Source organism: Gilliamella sp. B14448G11 (assembly GCF_016101765.1).
Classification (GTDB): domain Bacteria; phylum Pseudomonadota; class Gammaproteobacteria; order Enterobacterales; family Orbaceae; genus Gilliamella; species Gilliamella apicola_N.
Map to the genome: position 1 here is coordinate 19,431 of NZ_JACFPX010000010.1, position 18,515 is coordinate 37,945.

Here is an 18,515-nt window from a genome sequence, read left to right on the forward strand (position 1 = left end):
GGGGTATTTTATGAATAAAAAAATAATTAAGATCGAAATGCTCAGTACTGGTGATGAGGTTTTATATGGGCAAATAATTGATACCAACGCGGCGTGGTTGTCTGAATTGCTTTTTCAGGAAGGCATCTTAATGACTTCCAGACACACGGTTGGCGATGATTTAACGCAACTTATTTACACACTTAAACAACATAGTTTAGATAATGATATTATTATTGTAAACGGTGGTTTAGGGCCAACAAGTGATGATTTAAGTGCACAGGCAGCAGCATTAGCCAATCACGAATCCCTTATATTGCATCAAGAGTGGGTGGATAAAATTGAGCAATATTTTTCAAGCCGTGGTAAAACGATGTCGCCAAGTAATATAAAGCAGGCGATGTTACCCCAAAGTGCTACTTTAATTGATAATCCTATGGGAACAGCATGTGGCTTTAAAATGCGGATCAATCAGTGCCTTTTATATTTTACTCCTGGTGTCCCGAGCGAATTTAAAGAAATGGTTAAAACCTCAATTTTGCCTGAAATTAAATTAAGCTTTCCAACATTAGAAAAGAAATTATGTTATCGACTGATGACCATGGGACAAACAGAAAGTGATTTAGCAACGAAAATTGATAATAAACTAAATATACCAACTGATATTGTAGTTGGATATCGAGCAGCAATGCCAATGATTGAACTGAAATTAACGGGGTCAGAACAACAAAGAAATAAGATGGATGAGTTATGGCAACAAATTAAATCAATTGTGGCTAACAACTTCTTGTATGAAGGTGTTTTAACTCAACATGGCGATCTAGGCTTAGCAATGCTTGTTTCCAGAATTTTACTCGAAAAAAATCAAACCATCGCTGTTATTGAACAACAATCAGCAGGCGTTATTGCTCATCAATTATTTGAGTGTGAAGCGCCGCTGGTTAAGTCGGAAATCGTTCCATTGTTTCTTGAGGATTCTAAAGACTATTTTTTAGACATATTAACTAAAAATAGGGCTGATATCGTACTTGGGCTAGTTAATTTTAGAGAAAGGAATACGGAATTTACCTTGATCATAGCTACGTCACAGCAGTTTTTGAAATTTAATTTGAGATACACAGGTCGACAACAGAATCGTCACATCACTCAAAAAATTCTTTGTGCAATCGCTTTAGATGCTTTACGCCGCTATTTTGAAAACATGCCAATTATTGGTACGAATGTTTGGTTAGATTTGATTGAATAACGATTGATAGTTTTTTGTAAAAAATCCAGCTAGCTTGGGTTTAAAAATAATATTAATATGGACATTTTGCTACAAAATTAAGTACAATAATAGATCTTTCAAATAAAGCAATTTAGTAAAACAAATTAGAGGTAAAAATGGCTCGTGTAACTGTCCAAGATGCAGTAGAAAAAATTGGTAATCGCTTTGATCTCGTTTTAGTTGCAGCAAGACGTGCTCGTCAATTACAAATTGAAAATAAATCGCCATTAATTCCAGAAGAAAACGACAAGGAAACCGTTGTTGCGTTACGTGAAATTGAAGATGGCCTTGTCAACAAACAAATTCTTGATACTGCTGATTTCCAAGCTCGTCAAGATGAAGAAGCGGAAGTTCGTTCTGCACTTCATGAATCGATTCTTCTTGATAATACTCCCTCGTACGAATAAATTCTGATGAGAATTGCTTATGCAATATTTTGATGGTTTAAAAGAGGTTGTCACATCTTATCTTCCAGCTAAACAAGTTGAAATTATTCAAGATGCTTATCTCTTTGCTCAAAAGGCGCATGACGGGCAATTCCGATGTAGCGGTGAACCTTATATCACTCATCCAGTTGCGGTTGCGACAATTTTAGCCGATATGCGACTGGATTATGAAACAATCATCGCTGCACTCTTACATGATACTATTGAAGACACACCTGTCACCTTTCAAGATATAACGGAAAAATTTGGTAAACACGTTGCTATCTTAGTTGAAGGTGTTTCTAAATTAGATAAATTAAAATTTCGCAACAGACAAGAGGCACAAGCTGAAAATTTTCGCAAAATGGTTCTCGCCATGACCGAAGATGTGCGCGTTATTTTAATTAAACTTGCTGACCGTACCCATAATATGCGAACACTGGGCTCATTAAGACCCGATAAACGCCGTCGCATAGCAAAAGAGACATTAGAGATTTATGCTCCTTTAGCACATCGTTTAGGTATTCATCATATTAAAACTGAGCTTGAAATATTGGGCTTTACCGCGATGCATCCTAATCGCGCAAAAGTTTTAGAAAAAGTCGTTGATGTCGCTCGTGGCACCAGAAAGGAACTTATTAAGCAAATTTTGTCAGAAATTAGAGGACGTTTAGCCGATGCTCATATTGATGCAGTCGTGGAAGGATTAGAAAAAAATATCTATGTGATTTATCAGAAAATGCAAATGCGTGAACAGCATTTTCACTCAATCATGGATATCTATATTTTTCGTGTTGTCGTTAAAGATGTTGATGCCTGCTACCGAGCTCTGGGTTTAGTACATAATCTATATAAACCACGTCTTAACCGATTTAAAGATTATATTGCCATTCCTAAAGCTAATGGTTACCAATCGTTACATTCATCGTTAATTGGTCCTCATGGTACTCCAGTAGAAGTGCAAATACGCACTGAAGATATGGATCAAATGGCTGAAATGGGGGTAGCTGCTCATTGGGTATATAATGAAAAAGATGAGATTACGCATACTACGGCCCAAATTAAGGCTCAACGCTGGATGCAAAGCTTATTAGAGCTGCAACAAAGTGTTGGTAACTCATATGAATTTATTGAAAATGTGAAATCGGATCTGTTTCCTAAAGAGATCTATGTCTTTACGCCTAAAGGCCGCATTGTTCAATTACCTGAAGGGGCAACGGCCGTTGATCTCGCTTACGCAGTCCATACAGATATTGGTCATCAATGTATTGGTGCAATTGTTGATCGCAAACCTTATCCACTATCCCAACCATTAAGTAATGGTCAAACGGTTGAAATTATTACTTCACCTGAGGCTCGACCTAATGCTCGCTGGCTCAGTTTCGTGGTAAGCGCCAAAGCAAGATCGCGTATTCGTCAAGCGTTGAAATCGTTAAAACGTGAAGATGCCATGGAGCTAGGACGTCGATTACTCAATTTGGCACTAGTTAACACAGGTGGAATTGAAGCTCTTACTGATCAACAGATCAAGAAAATTTTACAAATTACCAAATTACAATCCTTTGATGATGTGTTGGCTGAAATTGGCTTAGGTAATATTATGAGTCACTTTATTGCCAAAGGCTTAAAGCATAATGAATTATTGCAAGATCAATCTGATCCAAGTTCAACTTTAGTGATAACGGGAAGTGAAGGTGTTTTAGTTATTTTTTCAAAATGTTGTCATCCAATACCTAATGACCCTATCATTGGTCATGTGAGTGCAGAAAAAGGTTTAACCGTACATCATGAATCTTGTCGTAATATAACAGGTTATCAAAATAATCCTGATAAGTATATTCCTCTTAAATGGGCGACAAATATTGACCAGTTCTTTGTTGCTGAAATTTGGGTAGATATTTTAAATAATCAAGGATCATTAGGTCATGTTCTTTCCATCATAAATGATGAAAAAGCTCATTTACAATGGTTAAATACGGAAGAAAAAGATCGACAAATTTATACTATCATCTTACAAATTGAAGTAAAAAACGCTCAACAACTTAATGAATTAATGCGCAAATTGTCTTTACAACAAGATGTTGTGAGTGTGACTCGCAATATCAATTAATTATTATGGTAAACCGTTTTTTCAATCACATTCCATTAATTAAATTAAGTGGAATTGGTAGTAGTTTAGAAAAAAAATTCCATACCCTTGGTATTGATACCATTCAAGACTTATTATTCCATTTTCCCTTACGTTATGAAGATCGCTCTTCATCATGTGCTATTGGTGATGTAGCTATTGGCGAACATACCACGATTGAAGGTTGTATTATAAAAACCGAAGTGATTTTAAAACGCAAACAAATGTTAGTTTGTCATATTCAGGATGAATCAGGCATAGCGATATTGAGATTTATGAATTTCAATGCTGGCATTAAAGCAAGTTTGGCTCAAGGAAAATGGGTAAGTGCTTACGGTGAAATAAAAAGTGGAAAAAATTATCCAGAAATTATTCATCCACAATATAAAGTTAAAGCAAGTCGTGAAGATAATGCCTTAGCCGATGCGAGTCAGGAAAGATATACCCCTATATATCCGACAACCTATGGGTTAACTCAAAATGTGATTCGTAAGTTAATTCAATCTGCTTTATTACTGTTAAAACGTAATCCTCCTGCTGAGATTTTACCTCCTCAATTAGCGAGCCATTTTTTACCCGCGTTAGATTCATTAAATATCATTCATAATCCACCAATTGATACCGATATTAATCAATTAGTCACTGGTGAGCATTGTGCGATTAAACGATTTATTTTTGAAGAGTTACTTGCTTATCACTTAAGTATGTTGCTATTGAAAGTCGATAATCAAAAGCAACAAGCTTATGCCATGCATACAAGTCAGAAGTTTATAAAACCTTTTTTAGCATCATTACCTTTTAGTCCTACGAATGCTCAGCAACGTGTCGTTGGGGATATTTATAAAGATATGGCTAAACCTATTCCAATGATGCGTTTAATTCAAGGGGATGTGGGTTCAGGTAAAACTTTAGTTGCTGCATTGGCGGCATTAAATGCCATAGAAAATAATCAACAAGTCGTCTTAATGGCACCGACCGAGATATTAGCGGAGCAGCACTATAACAATTTTAAACAATGGTTTGAACCCCTTGGCATCACTGTGGATTGGTTATCTGGGCGTTTAACTGCAAAAAATAAAAAGCAGCGTTATGAAGGCGTACAAAGTGGCAATATCACTATGTTAATTGGTACGCATGCTGTTTTTGTTGATAAAGTGGAATTTGCAGCTTTAGGCTTGGTGATTATTGATGAACAGCACCGCTTTGGTGTTAATCAGCGATTGACATTGTGGGAAAAAGGTATAAAAGAAAGTATGCATCCTCATCAATTAATTATGACGGCAACACCGATCCCAAGAACGTTGGCAATGACTGTCTATGCTGATTTAGATGTCTCGGTGATTGATGAGTTACCACCTGGTCGCACGCCTGTTACAACGGTCGTTATTCCTAATTCTCGCCGAGATGAGATTATTGAAAAAGTCAATCAAGCTTGTTTAAGTGCACGGCAAGTTTATTGGGTTTGTACCTTAGTTGAAGAGTCAGAAACACTTGATGCCCAAGCTGCTGAAATGTTAGTTGAAGAATTGCGTGAGCGATTACCTAATTTATCCATTGCATTAATACATGGCAAAATGAAATCAGATGAAAAACAGTTGGTGATGCAAAACTTTAAAGCTGGTAACACTCAACTCTTAGTTGCAACAACGGTAATTGAAGTTGGTGTTGATGTACCCAATGCAAGTTTGATGATTATTGAAAATGCTGAACGACTGGGATTAGCTCAATTACACCAATTACGTGGGCGAGTTGGCCGGGGTAGTGCCGTTTCTCATTGTGTTTTAATGTACCAAGCTCCACTTAGTAAGGTCGCTCAAGCCCGAATGAGAGTCATGCGTGAAAGCAATGATGGTTTTGTTATTGCCCAAAAAGATCTTGAAATTCGTGGCAGTGGTGAAATTTTAGGGACTCGTCAAATGGGTGTGGCAAACTTTAAAATCGTTGATTTAATTCGTGATCAACATCTGATTAGTGAAGTACAAAAAACATCTAACTATCTACAACAAAACTACCCACAAGTCGCTCAGCAATTAATAGCTTGTTGGCTTCCAGATCGTCAAAAATACATTAATGCTTAGTGCTAAACGATTATTTATTTTTTAAGCCTAATCAATCAGATTAAATATAACTCTAATATGGCTGATCTTTTTTATAAATGATTTCTTTTTGGGAATTTCTTTGTAAAAAAGTTACAGGTTACACCTACGTTTCAGTAAAAAATGGCTGGAATAATGGTATGAGTTGTAATGATTTAACGTTAAATATCCGCATTTATCAGTAAAATCAGACATAGTAAAAGATCTTGTTTTTTGACTGAATAAAAGTAGGTTTGTAAAAAAGTTTCAGGTTACACCTATGTTTCAGTAAAAAATGGTTAGGATAATATGAGTTGTAGTGATTTAACGTTAAATACCTGCATATATCAGTAAAATCAGACATAGTAAAAGATCTTTTTTTGACTAAATAAAAGTAGGTTTGTAAAAAAGTTTCAGGTAACACCTACGTTTCAGTAAAAAATGGCAGGGATAATGGTATGAGTTGTTATGATCGAACGTTAAATACCTGCATATATCAGTAAAATCAGACATAGTAAAAGATCTTCTTTTTTTGACTTAATAAAAGTAGGTTTGTAAAAAAATTGGATAAACCCATTTTTTAACTGATGTCGTTGTAGATCGGTTCATAAAAACTCATTTGATCCAAAAAAATTAAAAATTAGATTGAATGTTGCAACCTAACTCAACATAAGTAAACAAATGAATATTTTTGATATCAAAGTAATATATAACGATTTGATTATTTATGCTTTGCACGGATATGGCTATCGTGTAATATAGTCGGCATCGTACAAATGAAATAATTGTGAATGTTCTATGAAATCATCTATAAAATTACTTTCTATACTTTTAATTACATTGACATTATTGGGATGTGGACTGAAAGGACCTCTTTATATGCCTGCTGAAAACTCAACAGCATCAATGGATTCGGATTCAATTAACCAAACATCATAATGGAATAGCTTATGGATTTTCTACATTATCAAAACGGTCAATTATTTGCTAATCAAGTTGCTATATCTGATTTAGCTGAGCAGTATGGTACACCATTATATGTCTATTCATCAGATTATATCACTAAACAGTTTTTAGCTTATCAACAAGCTTTAACCGATACGAACCACTTAATCTGTTATGCAGTTAAGGCTAACAGTAATTTATCCGTATTAAAACAATTGGCAAATTTAGGCGCAGGATTTGATATTGTATCTCAGGGTGAGTTGGAACGCGTGCTAAAAGCGGGGGCAGATGCTAACAAAGTTGTCTTTTCTGGTGTGGCAAAATCAATTGTTGAAATTGAACGTGCACTGACAGTGGGTATCAAATGTTTTAATGTTGAGTCCGAACCTGAGCTTTACCGAATCAATGATATTGCTAAAAGATTAAATAAGATTGCAGCAATTTCGTTAAGAATTAACCCCGATGTTGATGCCAAAACTCATCCTTATATTTCAACCGGATTACGTGAAAATAAATTTGGTATTAGCTATCAGTTAGCATTGGATGTGTATCGTAAAGCCCAATCATTATCGAATATCAAAATAGCAGGCATTGACTGTCATATCGGTTCTCAGTTAACTGAATTATCGCCATTTTTAGATGCGGCTGATCGTATTGTGGCATTAGTTGACGAATTAAACGCTAATAACATTAATATTGAACATATTGATTTAGGTGGTGGACTTGGTGTTTGTTATAATGATGAAAAAACCATATCCCCTTTACAATTTGTTACTGAGTTGAAAAAGAAATTTGCCAAATACGCTAATGTTGAGCTTCTCTTTGAGCCGGGTCGTTGTATTGTGGCCAATGCGGGACTATTAATTACAAAAGTAGAATATACTAAGCATCAAGATGGTAATCATTTTGCCATTGTCGATGCGGGTATGAACGATTTAATTAGACCAGCCCTATATGACGCTTGGATGCGAGTTTTACCAGCAAAAGAACCAAAATCATCAGATGAGACCTTGATATATAATGTCGTCGGCCCAATTTGTGAATCAAGTGATGTGTTGGCTTATCAACGTGAGCTTTCGGTTCAACAAGATGATTTGTTAGTGGTTTGTAGTGCTGGTGCTTATGGATTTAGTATGGCATCGAATTATAACAGTCACCCAAGACCTGCAGAGGTGATGCTAATTGGCGAGCAACAACATAAAATTATTCGCCAGCGAGAGTCATTTGACGATTTATGGCGAGGTGAATCTCTATAATAAATAAAATTTCTGATGATTTAGAAATTCAGTGATAGGGTTTCATTCATCAGTCATTGTGATGACCTTATTAGGTTATATAACTCAATAGATAATTATGTTTTTTTCAATAGAAGGTAGAAATAGATGAACTTTTCAAAAATGCATGGACTCGGAAATGATTTTATGGTCATTGATGCGGTAACCCAAAATGTTCATCTTTCGACTGAAATGATTAAACGTCTTGCCGATAGATATACTGGAGTTGGTTTTGATCAACTTTTGATTGTTGAACCTCCTTATGCTCCAGATACCGATTTTCATTATCGAATTTTTAATGCTGATGGTAGTGAGGTTCAGCAGTGTGGAAATGGAGCTCGTTGTTTTGCGCGTTTTGTTCGCTTAAAAGGTTTGACTAAAAAACGCACTTTAAAAGTTAGCACGATGAAAGGTAATATTGTGTTAACTGTTAATGATGATGAGACGGTAAGAGTCAATATGGGGCAGCCTACTTTTGAGCCGAACAAAGTACCATTTAAAGCAATCAAAGAAGAAAAAACATACATCATTCGCGCCCAAGAACGCACAATATTATGTGGCGTTGCTTCAATGGGTAATCCCCATTGTGTTCTTCAAGTGGATAATGTCATTACCGCAGAAGTAGAAAAATTAGGTCCATTATTGGAGTCGCACGAACGTTTTCCTGAGCGAGCCAATATTGGTTTTATGCATATTATCGATCGTAATAATATCAATTTACGCGTATTTGAACGTGGTGTTGGTGAAACTCAAGCTTGTGGAACTGGAGCATGTGCTGCTGTCGCGGTTGGTATTAATCAAGGATTGCTTAACAGCAAAGTTAAAGTAAACCTGCCTGGGGGTAAGTTAGTCATTGAATGGCAAGGAGCAAATAAACCGCTTTACATGACAGGCCCCGCTACGCATGTTTACGATGGATTTATTGCGATTTAAATTTGGTTTGCTAGTAAAGTCGATTAGTAAAATTTCATTCTTGGTTAATAAATTATTTAAAAAGATTAACTTTAATGAGTTTAAGTAATTTTTTTGGCCTAGTGTGTCATATCGGTTATAACAGAGATTCAGCATGGTTGCTAAAACAACACAATCTTATAAAACAAAAAATACAAAACCAACAATTCGTAAAATGAAATTGAATGATGAGATGGTTAGTCAATATTTGAATGACAATCCAGATTTTTTTATTAGAAACGCCAGTCTTTTTGAAAATATGCGCATTGCTCACCCAATTAGAGGAGGCGTTTCACTCCCTGAATGGCAAATGGCAAGGCAGCGCAATAAAATTAGTCATCTTGAGGCTGAAATAACTTTGTTAATGGAATATGCGCGTTCTAATGAATTGTTGTTTAATCAATTTATGGATCTGCAAATTCAAATATTTAAAGCTGATGATCTTAATGAATTGGTACAAATATTAAAAAATTGGGCAAAATCGTTGGGTCTTAATGGTGCTTATTTATATCTTTTTGATGATAAATGGTTAATTAACGCTCCTTCAAAATATCAACACTATGCTTTAAATCGTTCAGGTTTTGATTTTATTCGAGTTAGGCATCTACAATATAGTAACCAATATCTAGGTCCATTAAATACTACTGAACTGGATTTTTTATTATCTGAACGTAATTATATCGGTTCTGTTGCTTTATCCTTATTAGGACAATTTGGTGATTTGGGGATCTTAATGTTTACCAGTTCTGATCCGCATCATTATCAAGAAAAACAAGGTACACTATTATTGGAAAAAGTGAGTCAACTATTACCTATATTAATTGAAAAATGGGTTATGCGAAAAAAATAAGGTAAGTTATGATTCAATCCTCTCAAAATAATCTTTGTTTACTAACCGAACCGGTTGATCGTTTTTTAAATTATCTAAAATCGGAAAAACAGCTTAGCCTAAATACCCAAGTCAATTATCGACGTCAGCTTTATGCGCTTATCGCCATCGCAAAAGAAGTGGGCATCACCAAATGGCAGGATGTAGATTCATCAGCAGTAAGATTATTAATTAGTCATAGCAAACGAACCGGTTTACAGGCAAGAAGTTTATCTTTAAGGTTATCGGCGCTACGCAGTTTTTGTGATTGGATGATAAAAAATGAATCTATTAGTGCCAATCCCGCTCGTGGTGTTTTAAATCCTAAATTAGGGCAACATCTTCCTAAAAATATTGATATTGATGAAATTAATCAATTGCTCGATATTAATTATAATGATCCCCTTTCAGTACGCGATAGAGCAATGCTTGAACTTATGTATGGTTCAGGTCTACGATTGTCAGAATTAGTCAATCTTAATTGCCGTGAATTGAACTTGAATGAGGGCGAAGTCCGAGTGATGGGTAAGGGGAACAAAGAGCGAAAATTACCCTTAGGTTATGAGTCTATTAAATGGATTAATAATTGGTTATCAATGCGTAATTTATTGGACCCCAAGGATGATGCCTTATTTATCTCCAAATTAGGTAAACGCATTTCCCCTCGTAATGTCGAAAAACGATTTGCACAATGGGGCGTTAAACGCGGATTATCAGTGCATGTTCATCCGCATAAATTACGGCACTCATTTGCCACTCATATGTTAGAATCGAGTGGTGATTTGCGAGCCGTACAAGAGTTGTTAGGTCATGCAGATTTATCGACCACACAAGTTTATACTCATTTAGATTTTTCACATCTGTCTGAAGTTTATGATTCTACCCATCCAAGAGCGAAAAGAGGAAACAAGTAATGCATATTTATCGTTCCATGAACACAATTAAGGCAATCACTTTCGATCTGGATGATACTTTGTATGATAATAGTGACATTGTTGAAAAATCCGAAGAGGAAATTGTCAAATATTTACAGCGTTATGAGGGTTTACAGCATTTGACCGTATCAGCACTGCATTTAGAGAAAAAATCGGTGCTTGCTGCGAATCCAGAAATTTATCATGATGTTGTAGTTTGGCGAATTGAAACCATCAAATCTCTTTTAAATAAGGCAAAAATTCCATCAGAAAAATGGTCAAACATTATTGACGAAACAATGGATACATTTAATTTTTGGCGTCATAAAATGCATGTTCCACCGTCGACTCACGCCTTATTAACTAAATTAGCATCCAAAGTTCCTTTAGCGGTGATCACTAATGGTAATGTTGAGGTTAATAAAATTGGATTAAGTGATTACTTTCAATTTTCTTTACGTGGGGGTGCTGATGGACGCTCAAAACCTTTTCCTGAAATTTTTAATTTAGCGATTTCCAAATTGGGTGTACCAGCAGGTAACATATTACATGTAGGTGATAACTTGTTAACCGATGTGAATGGTGCCATCAATAATGGTTTATTAGCCTGTTGGATAAATATCTTTAATCAAGATATTCTTCATCTTGCCGATGCTCGATGTTTACCCCATATTGAGATAAGCCAATTGCCTGAATTGGATAATCTGTTATAATTTTGTAAATATCTGTATAAATAGACAGTGAGACTAAGTAGGATTTACATTTAATTAAAAACCTTTCTTTGTATCCTATTTATTTACAGTCAATAAACAATATTTAGATACACAATGAATATATTTGTAATGCTTATGAAATTGAAACCAACTCGTATTTGTTATAACCAAAATAGGTTTAAATATAATGGAAATTAAAAAATCATTATTAGAAGACCTCAATACCGAACAACAAAATGCAGTGACTACCGATAACCAATATACTGTTGTACTTGCAGGTGCTGGAAGTGGTAAAACACGTGTTTTAGTTCACCGAATTGCATGGCTGTGCATGGAAAAACATTACTCTTCCCAATCCATCTTTGCCGTAACTTTTACGAATAAAGCGGCGGTTGAAATGCAAGAGCGTATCCAAGCATTAGTTGGCGAAGGGTATTTTAGTGGGATGTGGATTGGTACTTTTCACGGATTAACTCATCGTTTGTTACGGATGTTTTCACAGCAAGCCAACTTACCTTCCAACTTTCAGCTTATTGACTCGGAAGATCAGATTCGCCTTATTAAACGAATTTTTCGAGAGCTTAAAGTTGATGAAAAACAGTGGTCAGCGAAAGAGTGTGCCGCTTTTATCTCTAATCAAAAAGAGATGGGATTACGAGCTAATGACATCGCACCTGAAGATCCTAAGCAAGCAATGTGGCAAACCATCTATCGAGATTATCAAGCAATTTGTGACAGAGTTGGATATGTTGATTTTTCGGAATTAATTTTACGAGCTTATGAACTGCTTAACCAAAATCATGACGTACTAAATTATTGTCATCAGCGTTTTTCTAATATTTTAATTGATGAGTTCCAAGATACGAACTTAATTCAATATCGATTAGTAAAAAAATTGGCTGGTGATACCGCTAACGTCATGATTGTTGGTGATGATGATCAATCTATCTATAGCTGGCGTGGTGCTAATGCCGATAACTTACAATTGTTTATTAATGATTATCCAGATACCGAAATCATCCGTCTAGAACAAAACTATCGTTCAACCAGTAATATTTTAGATGCGGCTAACATTTTAATCGCCAAAAATCAAAATCGCTTAGGTAAAAACCTATGGACGGATAGTGGCGAAGGTGAAAAGATTTCACTCTATGTCGGTTTTAATGATATTGATGAAGCAAGATTTGTAATTGGTCAAATCAAAAAACGTCATGAAGAAGGTGATAAATATTCAAGCTGTGCCATTTTATACCGTAATAATGTTCAATCGCGTATTTTTGAAGATACTTTATTACAAGCAGGATTACCGTACCAAATTTATGGTTCAATACGCTTTTATGAACGGCAAGAGGTTAAACTAGCACTGGCATATTTGCGTTTACTGCATGATCACAGCAATGATATGGCTTTTGAAGCGACCGTCAATACTCCAACCCGCGGTATTGGTAATGTTACACTTGATAAAGTGAGGCTTACTGCTAAACAACATAATCTTTCATTATGGGATGCTTGTTTAATGTTAATCCAAACAAATGCGTTAACTGAAAGACAGCGTTCAGGTTTGAGTCGTTTTCTTGAATTGATGGCATCAATTCATGAAGAAGTGAGACAGTTGCCATTTTATCAGCAGCTTGATGTAATGATTAAATTATCTGGTGTACAGCAAATGTATGAGCAAGAGCCAGGAATTAAAGGACAATCACGATTAGAAAATCTTGAAGAACTGGTGTCGGCTGCGGAACAATTTTTCCATAACAATGAAAACACGGTTATTCAGGATAATGTAACGGGTAAAACACTCACAGTACTTGAGTCCTTTTTAGCTTTTACCTCACTAGAAAGCCGCGATGTTGTCAAAGCTCAAGATTCAGTGCAGTTAATGACGTTGCATTCAGCTAAAGGATTAGAATTTGATAATGTTTTCATTGTCGGATTAGAAGAAGGCCTCTTTCCTGCACAACGTTCAGTGAAAGATAATGACCGCATGGAAGAAGAGCGACGCTTAGCCTATGTTGGTATCACTCGCGCTCGAAAACATTTGACATTAACTTTATGTGAATTAAGACGACTTTACGGCCGCGAAGAACGTAATTTACCTTCTCGTTTTTTAGCGGAATTACCGGTTGATAGATTAAACGAAGTTAGTTACCGAGGTATGATCACCTCATCTGAGTTTAAATCGAATGATCTAAACAATAAAGACCTCAGTAAAAATGAGCAGTTTATTCTTGATCGTAAAAAATCCTATCTTGAAAAACAACGCGAAAGTGATGGTTATATTTTAGGTCGAAAAGTTAAACACCATCGCTTTGGAGAAGGCACCATTATCAATCTTGATGGCGAAGGTGATCATAAACGCGTTCAAATTGCCTTTGTTGATGAAGGGGTTAAATGGTTGGTGATTAAATTAGCTAATCTTACTTTACTTTAATATTGAAATCTTGAAATCTTGAGTAATAATAAAGGCAAAAATTTAATTTGCCTTACCTATTTTTAGAACTTTGTCGTTATATTGTCGCTTGATCCGTTACTGATTGTGAGAAGATTTTATCAAATGATTGCTTAGTGCGAGTGCATACCCACTCATTTTCCGAATAATCAAAGTGATATCCTTGTTTTTCTGTCGCTAGCCAAACTTGGAAAAGAGGTTCTTGAGTATTGACGATAATTTTACTGTAATTGGGAAAAGTTATGGTAATCACATTACCATTTATTTCATAATCAATGTCAATGTCTTGTTCTTCGGCAAAGTGATCTAAAAATAATTCGATCTTATTAAATAGTTGATCGGTAATAGCATGAAATTCAGTGATGTTCATAGAAAATTAATCAATATTGATGTGTGAAATGATATTAGCATAATCGATAACTATCTGCCACAAGAAGTGGCAGTCAGATATCAACAAAAAATCAGTAATATTTAATGAGCAATAGATAATGAACAAGCAACAATTAACAATCGACGTTGTTCATTATTGTCAATTGCATTTGCCCATCGGTTAGGAGTGTCATTGGTACTCACCAAACGACCATCGCCAAAGTAATTTTCGAATAATTGGATAATCCCTTTCGCGATTTCTTTCTTGTCACAGTTTGCGAAATGTTGAATCACAATTGATCGGTATGTGATTTTTTCACCTTCACTATTTTCTTGCGTGAGTGGAGGAATAAAATTCACTACCTCATTAAATACTCGAATTTTTTTATTATAGGGATGAAGAACAATGGAACTTCTATCAATAAATGAATAACCTATCGATTTATCTTCATTAAATTTAGTCATTGGGATAAATTGTTCCCCAATGCGCGAATCTTTTAAATTTTCATTTGTTTCATGAGAGTTACTTGTATTACTTTTATTATTACTGGTTGAAGCTGAAGTGTTAAAATCATTACCTAAAGCTGAAAAAGAAAAGAGAATAAATAACAAATATAATTTTTTCATTTAGATTTTATCCCCATTTTTTGAATTAGTTATAATTAACTTTTGATTAATATCTTTTTCTTGCTGGGATTTCAGTTTTTCTTGATTCTCTTTTTGTTTTAATCGGTTATAATCTTCAATTCGTTTTTTACGCTTTGCTTCATATTCCTTGTCGATGGGTTTCATATCTGGGCGTACTGAATAGAGAATTTTTTTATCAATGTCTCCTTGTATTGAGCAAATTATACGACTTTGATTATCTGTAATCGGTTCTAAATATAAGGACTTTTCAACAGTACCCGGTTTTGGTATCACCATGTCAATTGAATAAGGGTTATCTAACCAAGTTTGATTTTTACTTTTGCGATCATAAATTTTAGGATTAGCAAAATAAATTTTTTCGTTAAAATTTAACCAATTAATATTAGTAAGCGACTGTTTAACGTCTTGTGATTTATTGTCTAAAATAAATCCCCAATAATAAAATTGACCAGATAATGGGGTAGGGATAAAGATATTTTGATAGCCTACAATATTTAACCCTTTGTATTCAATTGTTTTTTTAAATATCACCTTATTTTTGTTATTATATTCAACCGAATCGACAACAATATAAGCAAAGTTATCAATAGTGGCTAAATCCGCATACTGACCGAAAGTGTCTTTACTTATTGCTAATTGCTTGAAAAATTGATTATCACACTGAAAAAAAGAATCAACTACTTTATTTGTTTCATTTAATATAGTTTGGTCTTGTGCATAAACCACAAAAGAAATTAGTGAAGAGCAAATAAGCACAAACAGTTTTTTAATGAACATGGAGGAGGCCCTTTTTAAGTAATTCTTCTGCTAATGTGTATGGTTATGTATAGTTGTGTATATTATTGTAAAGTAACGTAAATGTTATTGTCAATCTTGTGTACATTTATTTTCTATAAAAACAAGTAAATCACCGTTTTTAAAGGATATTTTGACAAAATCCATGTTGGCTTTATTTCTTAAGCTTGTTAATCCTCTTAACGTTAATGTTGCATTACTTAATGGATATTTAACGCCTGTAACTGTGACATTTGTGACTTTAGACAATGGGATAAAAGAAATGATATGGTTTTTTACATCATAAATAGTTTGCTGTTTTTTGGAAAAAAAGAACTGACAATAGTTATCATAAAAAGTAAAATCCAATCGATGATAATAATGCATTGCAACCGATAAATTTCCTAAGAAATGGTCACTGGCATGACCAGAAGCACCATAAATATCAAATTTTTTCACCCCTTTATTTGCTAAAAATAAGATTGCTTTCTCAAAATCCGTTTTATTCTGATCAGGGGTATGAATAATTTCAGTTCCTCTTGGTAAAGAACAGCTCTTATCTAAACTATCTAAATCACCAATAATATAATTAGGGATTATTGATGAAGTATAAAGATAGTTATGATAAGCCCCATCTGTTGCGGCAATAAAAGCATATTTATCTATATTGTTGGGATAGCGCTTGGGCGGTTCCCCATTTACAAAAAGTAGGGCTCTATTGCTTTGCATTGTCATATACTTTGCTGTTTTATAAAGTTAAGGTATAAGCCATTATAATGGCATCTTCCTGTTTTCCATCAACAGTTGGATAATAATTTCTTCTGATTGTTATTTGGTTAAATCCAAGTGAATGATATAAGCGAATCGCTGCATCATTGGATTTTCTTACTTCTAACCATAAAGAGGCAATAGGTTTATTAGAATTGAGTGACATCAATTCTTCAATTAATTTATTTAAAAGCTCTTTAGCTAATCCTTTCTGTCTAAATTCAGGATGAATAGCTATGTTAAATAAATTGGCTTCATCGGCAACCAGTTGGCAGATGCAAAAACCAATTATCTTATTATCTATAGTCAGCTTTAAATTTAAATAACGATCACCTTGATTTGAAAAAAACGTCGTTTTAGACCATGGGATCGTATGACAAAGCTGCTCTAAAGCAAAAGCCTCGGTTAAATCATTGTGGTTGAGGATGGAAATAGTTTTCATATTGGCATAATTGTCGCCAAAGTTGGCGTTTTTGTTGTGGTGCATTAGCTAAAACATCTAAACTTGCTGTTTGTATGGTTAATTGATTTTGCCAGTTTTCATCAGGCGTAATATCGATAAACCAAACTACCGTTTTTATATCGCTAGCTGGAATAATCAATTGTGATGGTGTAAGTATTAATACTTGATCTTCTTTAAGTCGAATAGCATTAAGAATATCTTTGTATATTTTTTGCATTGGTTTTTGGTCGGCAACAACAATTAAACGAATTTCATCACTAATATGGGTTGCCATTTCACCTTTAAATACTGCTGAATTACGCAAAATGTATTGAGTAATATTGCATTGTTGCAAATACCAATCTTGTTCAGTCATTATGGAATTACTATTTTTTATTAGTGAATAATAAGGGTTAATTGTATAATCAACGACTAAAATTATAAAGGTTTTTTCATTGAGGTACTATGGCAACATCTGTTTTTACTCCAGCAAGTCAGGTAATTGAACGTCATCAAACATTTTTTAATGATAAAAATGTGATTATTGCAGGAGATATACAAGATAGTTATCCTGCAATAATGGTCGCAAATCAAGTTAAAATTCACTGTACTCAATTCCATACTTATTTGCGCCTAAAAAATAGTGTGCGTGGTGCGCAAACCAATTTTTCGTTACTACCGGATGCTGAATTTTATGCTGGAATGAATACGCTAATTTATTATTGGCCAAAAACGAAAAGTGAAGCGCAATTTCAGCTCTCTTATTTACTTAATAATATGCCCAAAGGGAGCGATATCTTTATCGTCGGCGAAAATCGTACCGGTGTAAAAAGTGTTGAAGCGTTATTAAATGATTTTGGTACCATTCAAAAAATTGATAGCGCAAGACGCTGTGGATTGTATCATTTTCAGGCTGAAAGTCGTTTAGCGTTTGATTTAAATGAATGGTGGTTGAGTTATCATCTAACCATTGAAAATCAAAATATTGAAATTAAAAGTTTGCCAGGTGTGTTTAGCCAAAAAGGGTTAGATTCTGGAACCGAATTATTACTCAATGCATTAGTTGACCATGCTGAAATTATCAAAGGCAATGTGTTAGATGTTGGCTGTGGTTCGGGCATATTATCTACGGTTGTCGGTAAACTATATCCAGATATTGAGCTTACCTTATCTGATGTGAGTAGTGCAGCAATTGAGTCAAGTAAAGCTACCCTAAATTGTAACCATGTCAAAGGAAGTGTTGTTGCAAGTGATGTATTTTCTAATTTAAATGATAAATATCATCTTATCATCTCTAACCCTCCTTTTCATGATGGTAAAGAGACAAATTACACAGCCGTCAATACGCTAATTAAAGAAGCCAAAAAACATCTAAAATTAAATGGTTATTTGTGCATTGTGGCAAATTCATTTTTGCCTTATCAATCAATTTTAGACGAAACATTCAAAAGTGTGGAAGTCATTGCGCAAACGACTAAATTTAAAGTTTATTTAGCGAGTCATTAAATAGCTAAAAGCATTTATTT

18 protein-coding genes are annotated in these 18,515 nt (G+C 34.6%); 12 read left to right on the top strand and 6 right to left on the bottom strand.

Annotated features, from left to right (window positions below; translation table 11 throughout):
• The first annotated feature begins 10 nt into the window (after nucleotides 1-10).
• The 11 genes from H3S88_RS08025 (at nucleotide 11) to uvrD (ending at nucleotide 13,970) form a co-directional block, all read left to right on the top strand.
• Nucleotides 11-1,225 (top strand): CinA family nicotinamide mononucleotide deamidase-related protein, encoded by a 1,215-nt coding sequence (locus tag H3S88_RS08025; protein WP_198226614.1) that lies wholly within the window; start codon nucleotides 11-13, stop codon nucleotides 1,223-1,225.
• A gap of 137 nt (nucleotides 1,226-1,362) precedes the next feature.
• Nucleotides 1,363-1,653 carry a DNA-directed RNA polymerase subunit omega gene (gene rpoZ, locus H3S88_RS08030; protein WP_025315037.1) on the top strand — a complete coding sequence of 97 codons (291 nt, stop codon included), beginning with the start codon at nucleotides 1,363-1,365 and terminating at the stop codon, nucleotides 1,651-1,653.
• Between the two features lie 19 nt (nucleotides 1,654-1,672).
• The gene (gene spoT, locus H3S88_RS08035) at nucleotides 1,673-3,781 is read left to right on the top strand and encodes a bifunctional GTP diphosphokinase/guanosine-3',5'-bis pyrophosphate 3'-pyrophosphohydrolase (RefSeq protein WP_198226616.1); all 2,109 of its coding nucleotides are present in this window, start codon (nucleotides 1,673-1,675) and stop codon (nucleotides 3,779-3,781) included.
• 5 nt (nucleotides 3,782-3,786) lie between these two features.
• On the top strand, nucleotides 3,787-5,877 hold the full coding sequence (gene recG, locus H3S88_RS08040; protein WP_198226618.1) for an ATP-dependent DNA helicase RecG: 2,091 nt from the start codon (nucleotides 3,787-3,789) through the stop codon (nucleotides 5,875-5,877).
• Nucleotides 5,878-6,672: 795 nt separating this feature from the next.
• The gene (locus tag H3S88_RS08045) at nucleotides 6,673-6,813 is read left to right on the top strand and encodes a lipoprotein (protein WP_198226620.1); all 141 of its coding nucleotides are present in this window, start codon (nucleotides 6,673-6,675) and stop codon (nucleotides 6,811-6,813) included.
• 11 nt (nucleotides 6,814-6,824) lie between these two features.
• The gene (lysA, locus tag H3S88_RS08050) at nucleotides 6,825-8,075 is read left to right on the top strand and encodes a diaminopimelate decarboxylase (protein WP_198226622.1); all 1,251 of its coding nucleotides are present in this window, start codon (nucleotides 6,825-6,827) and stop codon (nucleotides 8,073-8,075) included.
• 126 nt (nucleotides 8,076-8,201) lie between these two features.
• The gene (gene dapF / locus H3S88_RS08055) at nucleotides 8,202-9,026 is read left to right on the top strand and encodes a diaminopimelate epimerase (RefSeq protein ID WP_198226624.1); all 825 of its coding nucleotides are present in this window, start codon (nucleotides 8,202-8,204) and stop codon (nucleotides 9,024-9,026) included.
• 193 nt (nucleotides 9,027-9,219) lie between these two features.
• The gene (locus H3S88_RS08060; protein ID WP_370528596.1) at nucleotides 9,220-9,894 is read left to right on the top strand and encodes a DUF484 family protein; all 675 of its coding nucleotides are present in this window, start codon (nucleotides 9,220-9,222) and stop codon (nucleotides 9,892-9,894) included.
• 8 nt (nucleotides 9,895-9,902) lie between these two features.
• A complete protein-coding gene (gene xerC / locus H3S88_RS08065; RefSeq protein WP_198226628.1) occupies nucleotides 9,903-10,826 on the top strand; it encodes a tyrosine recombinase XerC in 924 nt (307 codons plus the stop codon).
• A complete protein-coding gene (gene yigB / locus H3S88_RS08070; protein WP_198226630.1) occupies nucleotides 10,826-11,539 on the top strand; it encodes a 5-amino-6-(5-phospho-D-ribitylamino)uracil phosphatase YigB in 714 nt (237 codons plus the stop codon). The genes xerC and yigB overlap by 1 nt, the downstream gene beginning before the upstream one ends.
• A gap of 187 nt (nucleotides 11,540-11,726) precedes the next feature.
• Nucleotides 11,727-13,970, top strand: a complete 2,244-nt coding sequence (gene uvrD / locus H3S88_RS08075) for a DNA helicase II (protein ID WP_198226632.1) — start codon at nucleotides 11,727-11,729, stop codon at nucleotides 13,968-13,970.
• A gap of 76 nt (nucleotides 13,971-14,046) precedes the next feature.
• On the opposite strand, the gene cyaY is transcribed toward uvrD, so the two are convergent.
• The 6 genes from cyaY to H3S88_RS08105 all read right to left on the bottom strand — a co-directional run bounded on the left by cyaY (nucleotide 14,047) and on the right by H3S88_RS08105 (nucleotide 17,365).
• Entirely contained in the window at nucleotides 14,047-14,358 is a 312-nt protein-coding gene (gene cyaY, locus H3S88_RS08080) for an iron donor protein CyaY (RefSeq protein WP_198226634.1), read from the bottom strand.
• A gap of 101 nt (nucleotides 14,359-14,459) precedes the next feature.
• Entirely contained in the window at nucleotides 14,460-14,984 is a 525-nt protein-coding gene (locus H3S88_RS08085) for a surface-adhesin E family protein (RefSeq protein WP_198226636.1), read from the bottom strand.
• Complete coding sequence (locus H3S88_RS08090; RefSeq protein WP_198226638.1) at nucleotides 14,985-15,782, bottom strand: hypothetical protein; 798 nt, start codon at nucleotides 15,780-15,782, stop codon at nucleotides 14,985-14,987. It lies immediately after the preceding gene.
• A 90-nt stretch (nucleotides 15,783-15,872) separates the two neighbouring features.
• Complete coding sequence (locus H3S88_RS08095) at nucleotides 15,873-16,508, bottom strand: thiamine diphosphokinase (RefSeq protein WP_198226640.1); 636 nt, start codon at nucleotides 16,506-16,508, stop codon at nucleotides 15,873-15,875.
• A gap of 19 nt (nucleotides 16,509-16,527) precedes the next feature.
• Nucleotides 16,528-16,989 (bottom strand): ribosomal protein S18-alanine N-acetyltransferase, encoded by a 462-nt coding sequence (gene rimI, locus H3S88_RS08100; RefSeq protein WP_198226642.1) that lies wholly within the window; start codon nucleotides 16,987-16,989, stop codon nucleotides 16,528-16,530.
• A complete protein-coding gene (locus tag H3S88_RS08105) occupies nucleotides 16,958-17,365 on the bottom strand; it encodes a DNA polymerase III subunit psi (protein ID WP_065737421.1) in 408 nt (135 codons plus the stop codon). Before H3S88_RS08105 ends, rimI begins: the two co-directional genes overlap by 32 nt.
• An 89-nt stretch (nucleotides 17,366-17,454) precedes the next feature.
• Between H3S88_RS08105 and rsmC the strand changes: the two genes are divergently transcribed.
• On the top strand, nucleotides 17,455-18,495 hold the full coding sequence (rsmC, locus tag H3S88_RS08110) for a 16S rRNA (guanine(1207)-N(2))-methyltransferase RsmC (protein ID WP_039126169.1): 1,041 nt from the start codon (nucleotides 17,455-17,457) through the stop codon (nucleotides 18,493-18,495).
• Nucleotides 18,496-18,515 lie beyond the last annotated feature (20 nt).

Bases quoted from the DNA above. Each gene is read 5' to 3' on its own strand.
- xerC (WP_198226628.1), top strand. From the start codon at position 9,903: ATGATTCAATCCTCTCAAAATAATCTTTGTTTACTAACCGAACCGGTT.
- H3S88_RS08045 (WP_198226620.1), top strand. From the start codon at position 6,673: ATGAAATCATCTATAAAATTACTTTCTATACTTTTAATTACATTGACA.
- H3S88_RS08095 (WP_198226640.1), bottom strand. From the start codon at position 16,508: ATGCAAAGCAATAGAGCCCTACTTTTTGTAAATGGGGAACCGCCCAAG.
- H3S88_RS08090 (WP_198226638.1), bottom strand. From the start codon at position 15,782: ATGTTCATTAAAAAACTGTTTGTGCTTATTTGCTCTTCACTAATTTCT.
- rpoZ (WP_025315037.1), top strand. From the start codon at position 1,363: ATGGCTCGTGTAACTGTCCAAGATGCAGTAGAAAAAATTGGTAATCGC.
- rimI (WP_198226642.1), bottom strand. From the start codon at position 16,989: ATGAAAACTATTTCCATCCTCAACCACAATGATTTAACCGAGGCTTTT.
- H3S88_RS08085 (WP_198226636.1), bottom strand. From the start codon at position 14,984: ATGAAAAAATTATATTTGTTATTTATTCTCTTTTCTTTTTCAGCTTTA.
- H3S88_RS08060 (WP_370528596.1), top strand. From the start codon at position 9,220: ATGAAATTGAATGATGAGATGGTTAGTCAATATTTGAATGACAATCCA.
- recG (WP_198226618.1), top strand. From the start codon at position 3,787: ATGGTAAACCGTTTTTTCAATCACATTCCATTAATTAAATTAAGTGGA.
- lysA (WP_198226622.1), top strand. From the start codon at position 6,825: ATGGATTTTCTACATTATCAAAACGGTCAATTATTTGCTAATCAAGTT.
- dapF (WP_198226624.1), top strand. From the start codon at position 8,202: ATGAACTTTTCAAAAATGCATGGACTCGGAAATGATTTTATGGTCATT.
- rsmC (WP_039126169.1), top strand. From the start codon at position 17,455: ATGGCAACATCTGTTTTTACTCCAGCAAGTCAGGTAATTGAACGTCAT.
- H3S88_RS08105 (WP_065737421.1), bottom strand. From the start codon at position 17,365: ATGACTGAACAAGATTGGTATTTGCAACAATGCAATATTACTCAATAC.
- spoT (WP_198226616.1), top strand. From the start codon at position 1,673: ATGCAATATTTTGATGGTTTAAAAGAGGTTGTCACATCTTATCTTCCA.
- H3S88_RS08025 (WP_198226614.1), top strand. From the start codon at position 11: ATGAATAAAAAAATAATTAAGATCGAAATGCTCAGTACTGGTGATGAG.
- cyaY (WP_198226634.1), bottom strand. From the start codon at position 14,358: ATGAACATCACTGAATTTCATGCTATTACCGATCAACTATTTAATAAG.
- uvrD (WP_198226632.1), top strand. From the start codon at position 11,727: ATGGAAATTAAAAAATCATTATTAGAAGACCTCAATACCGAACAACAA.
- yigB (WP_198226630.1), top strand. From the start codon at position 10,826: ATGCATATTTATCGTTCCATGAACACAATTAAGGCAATCACTTTCGAT.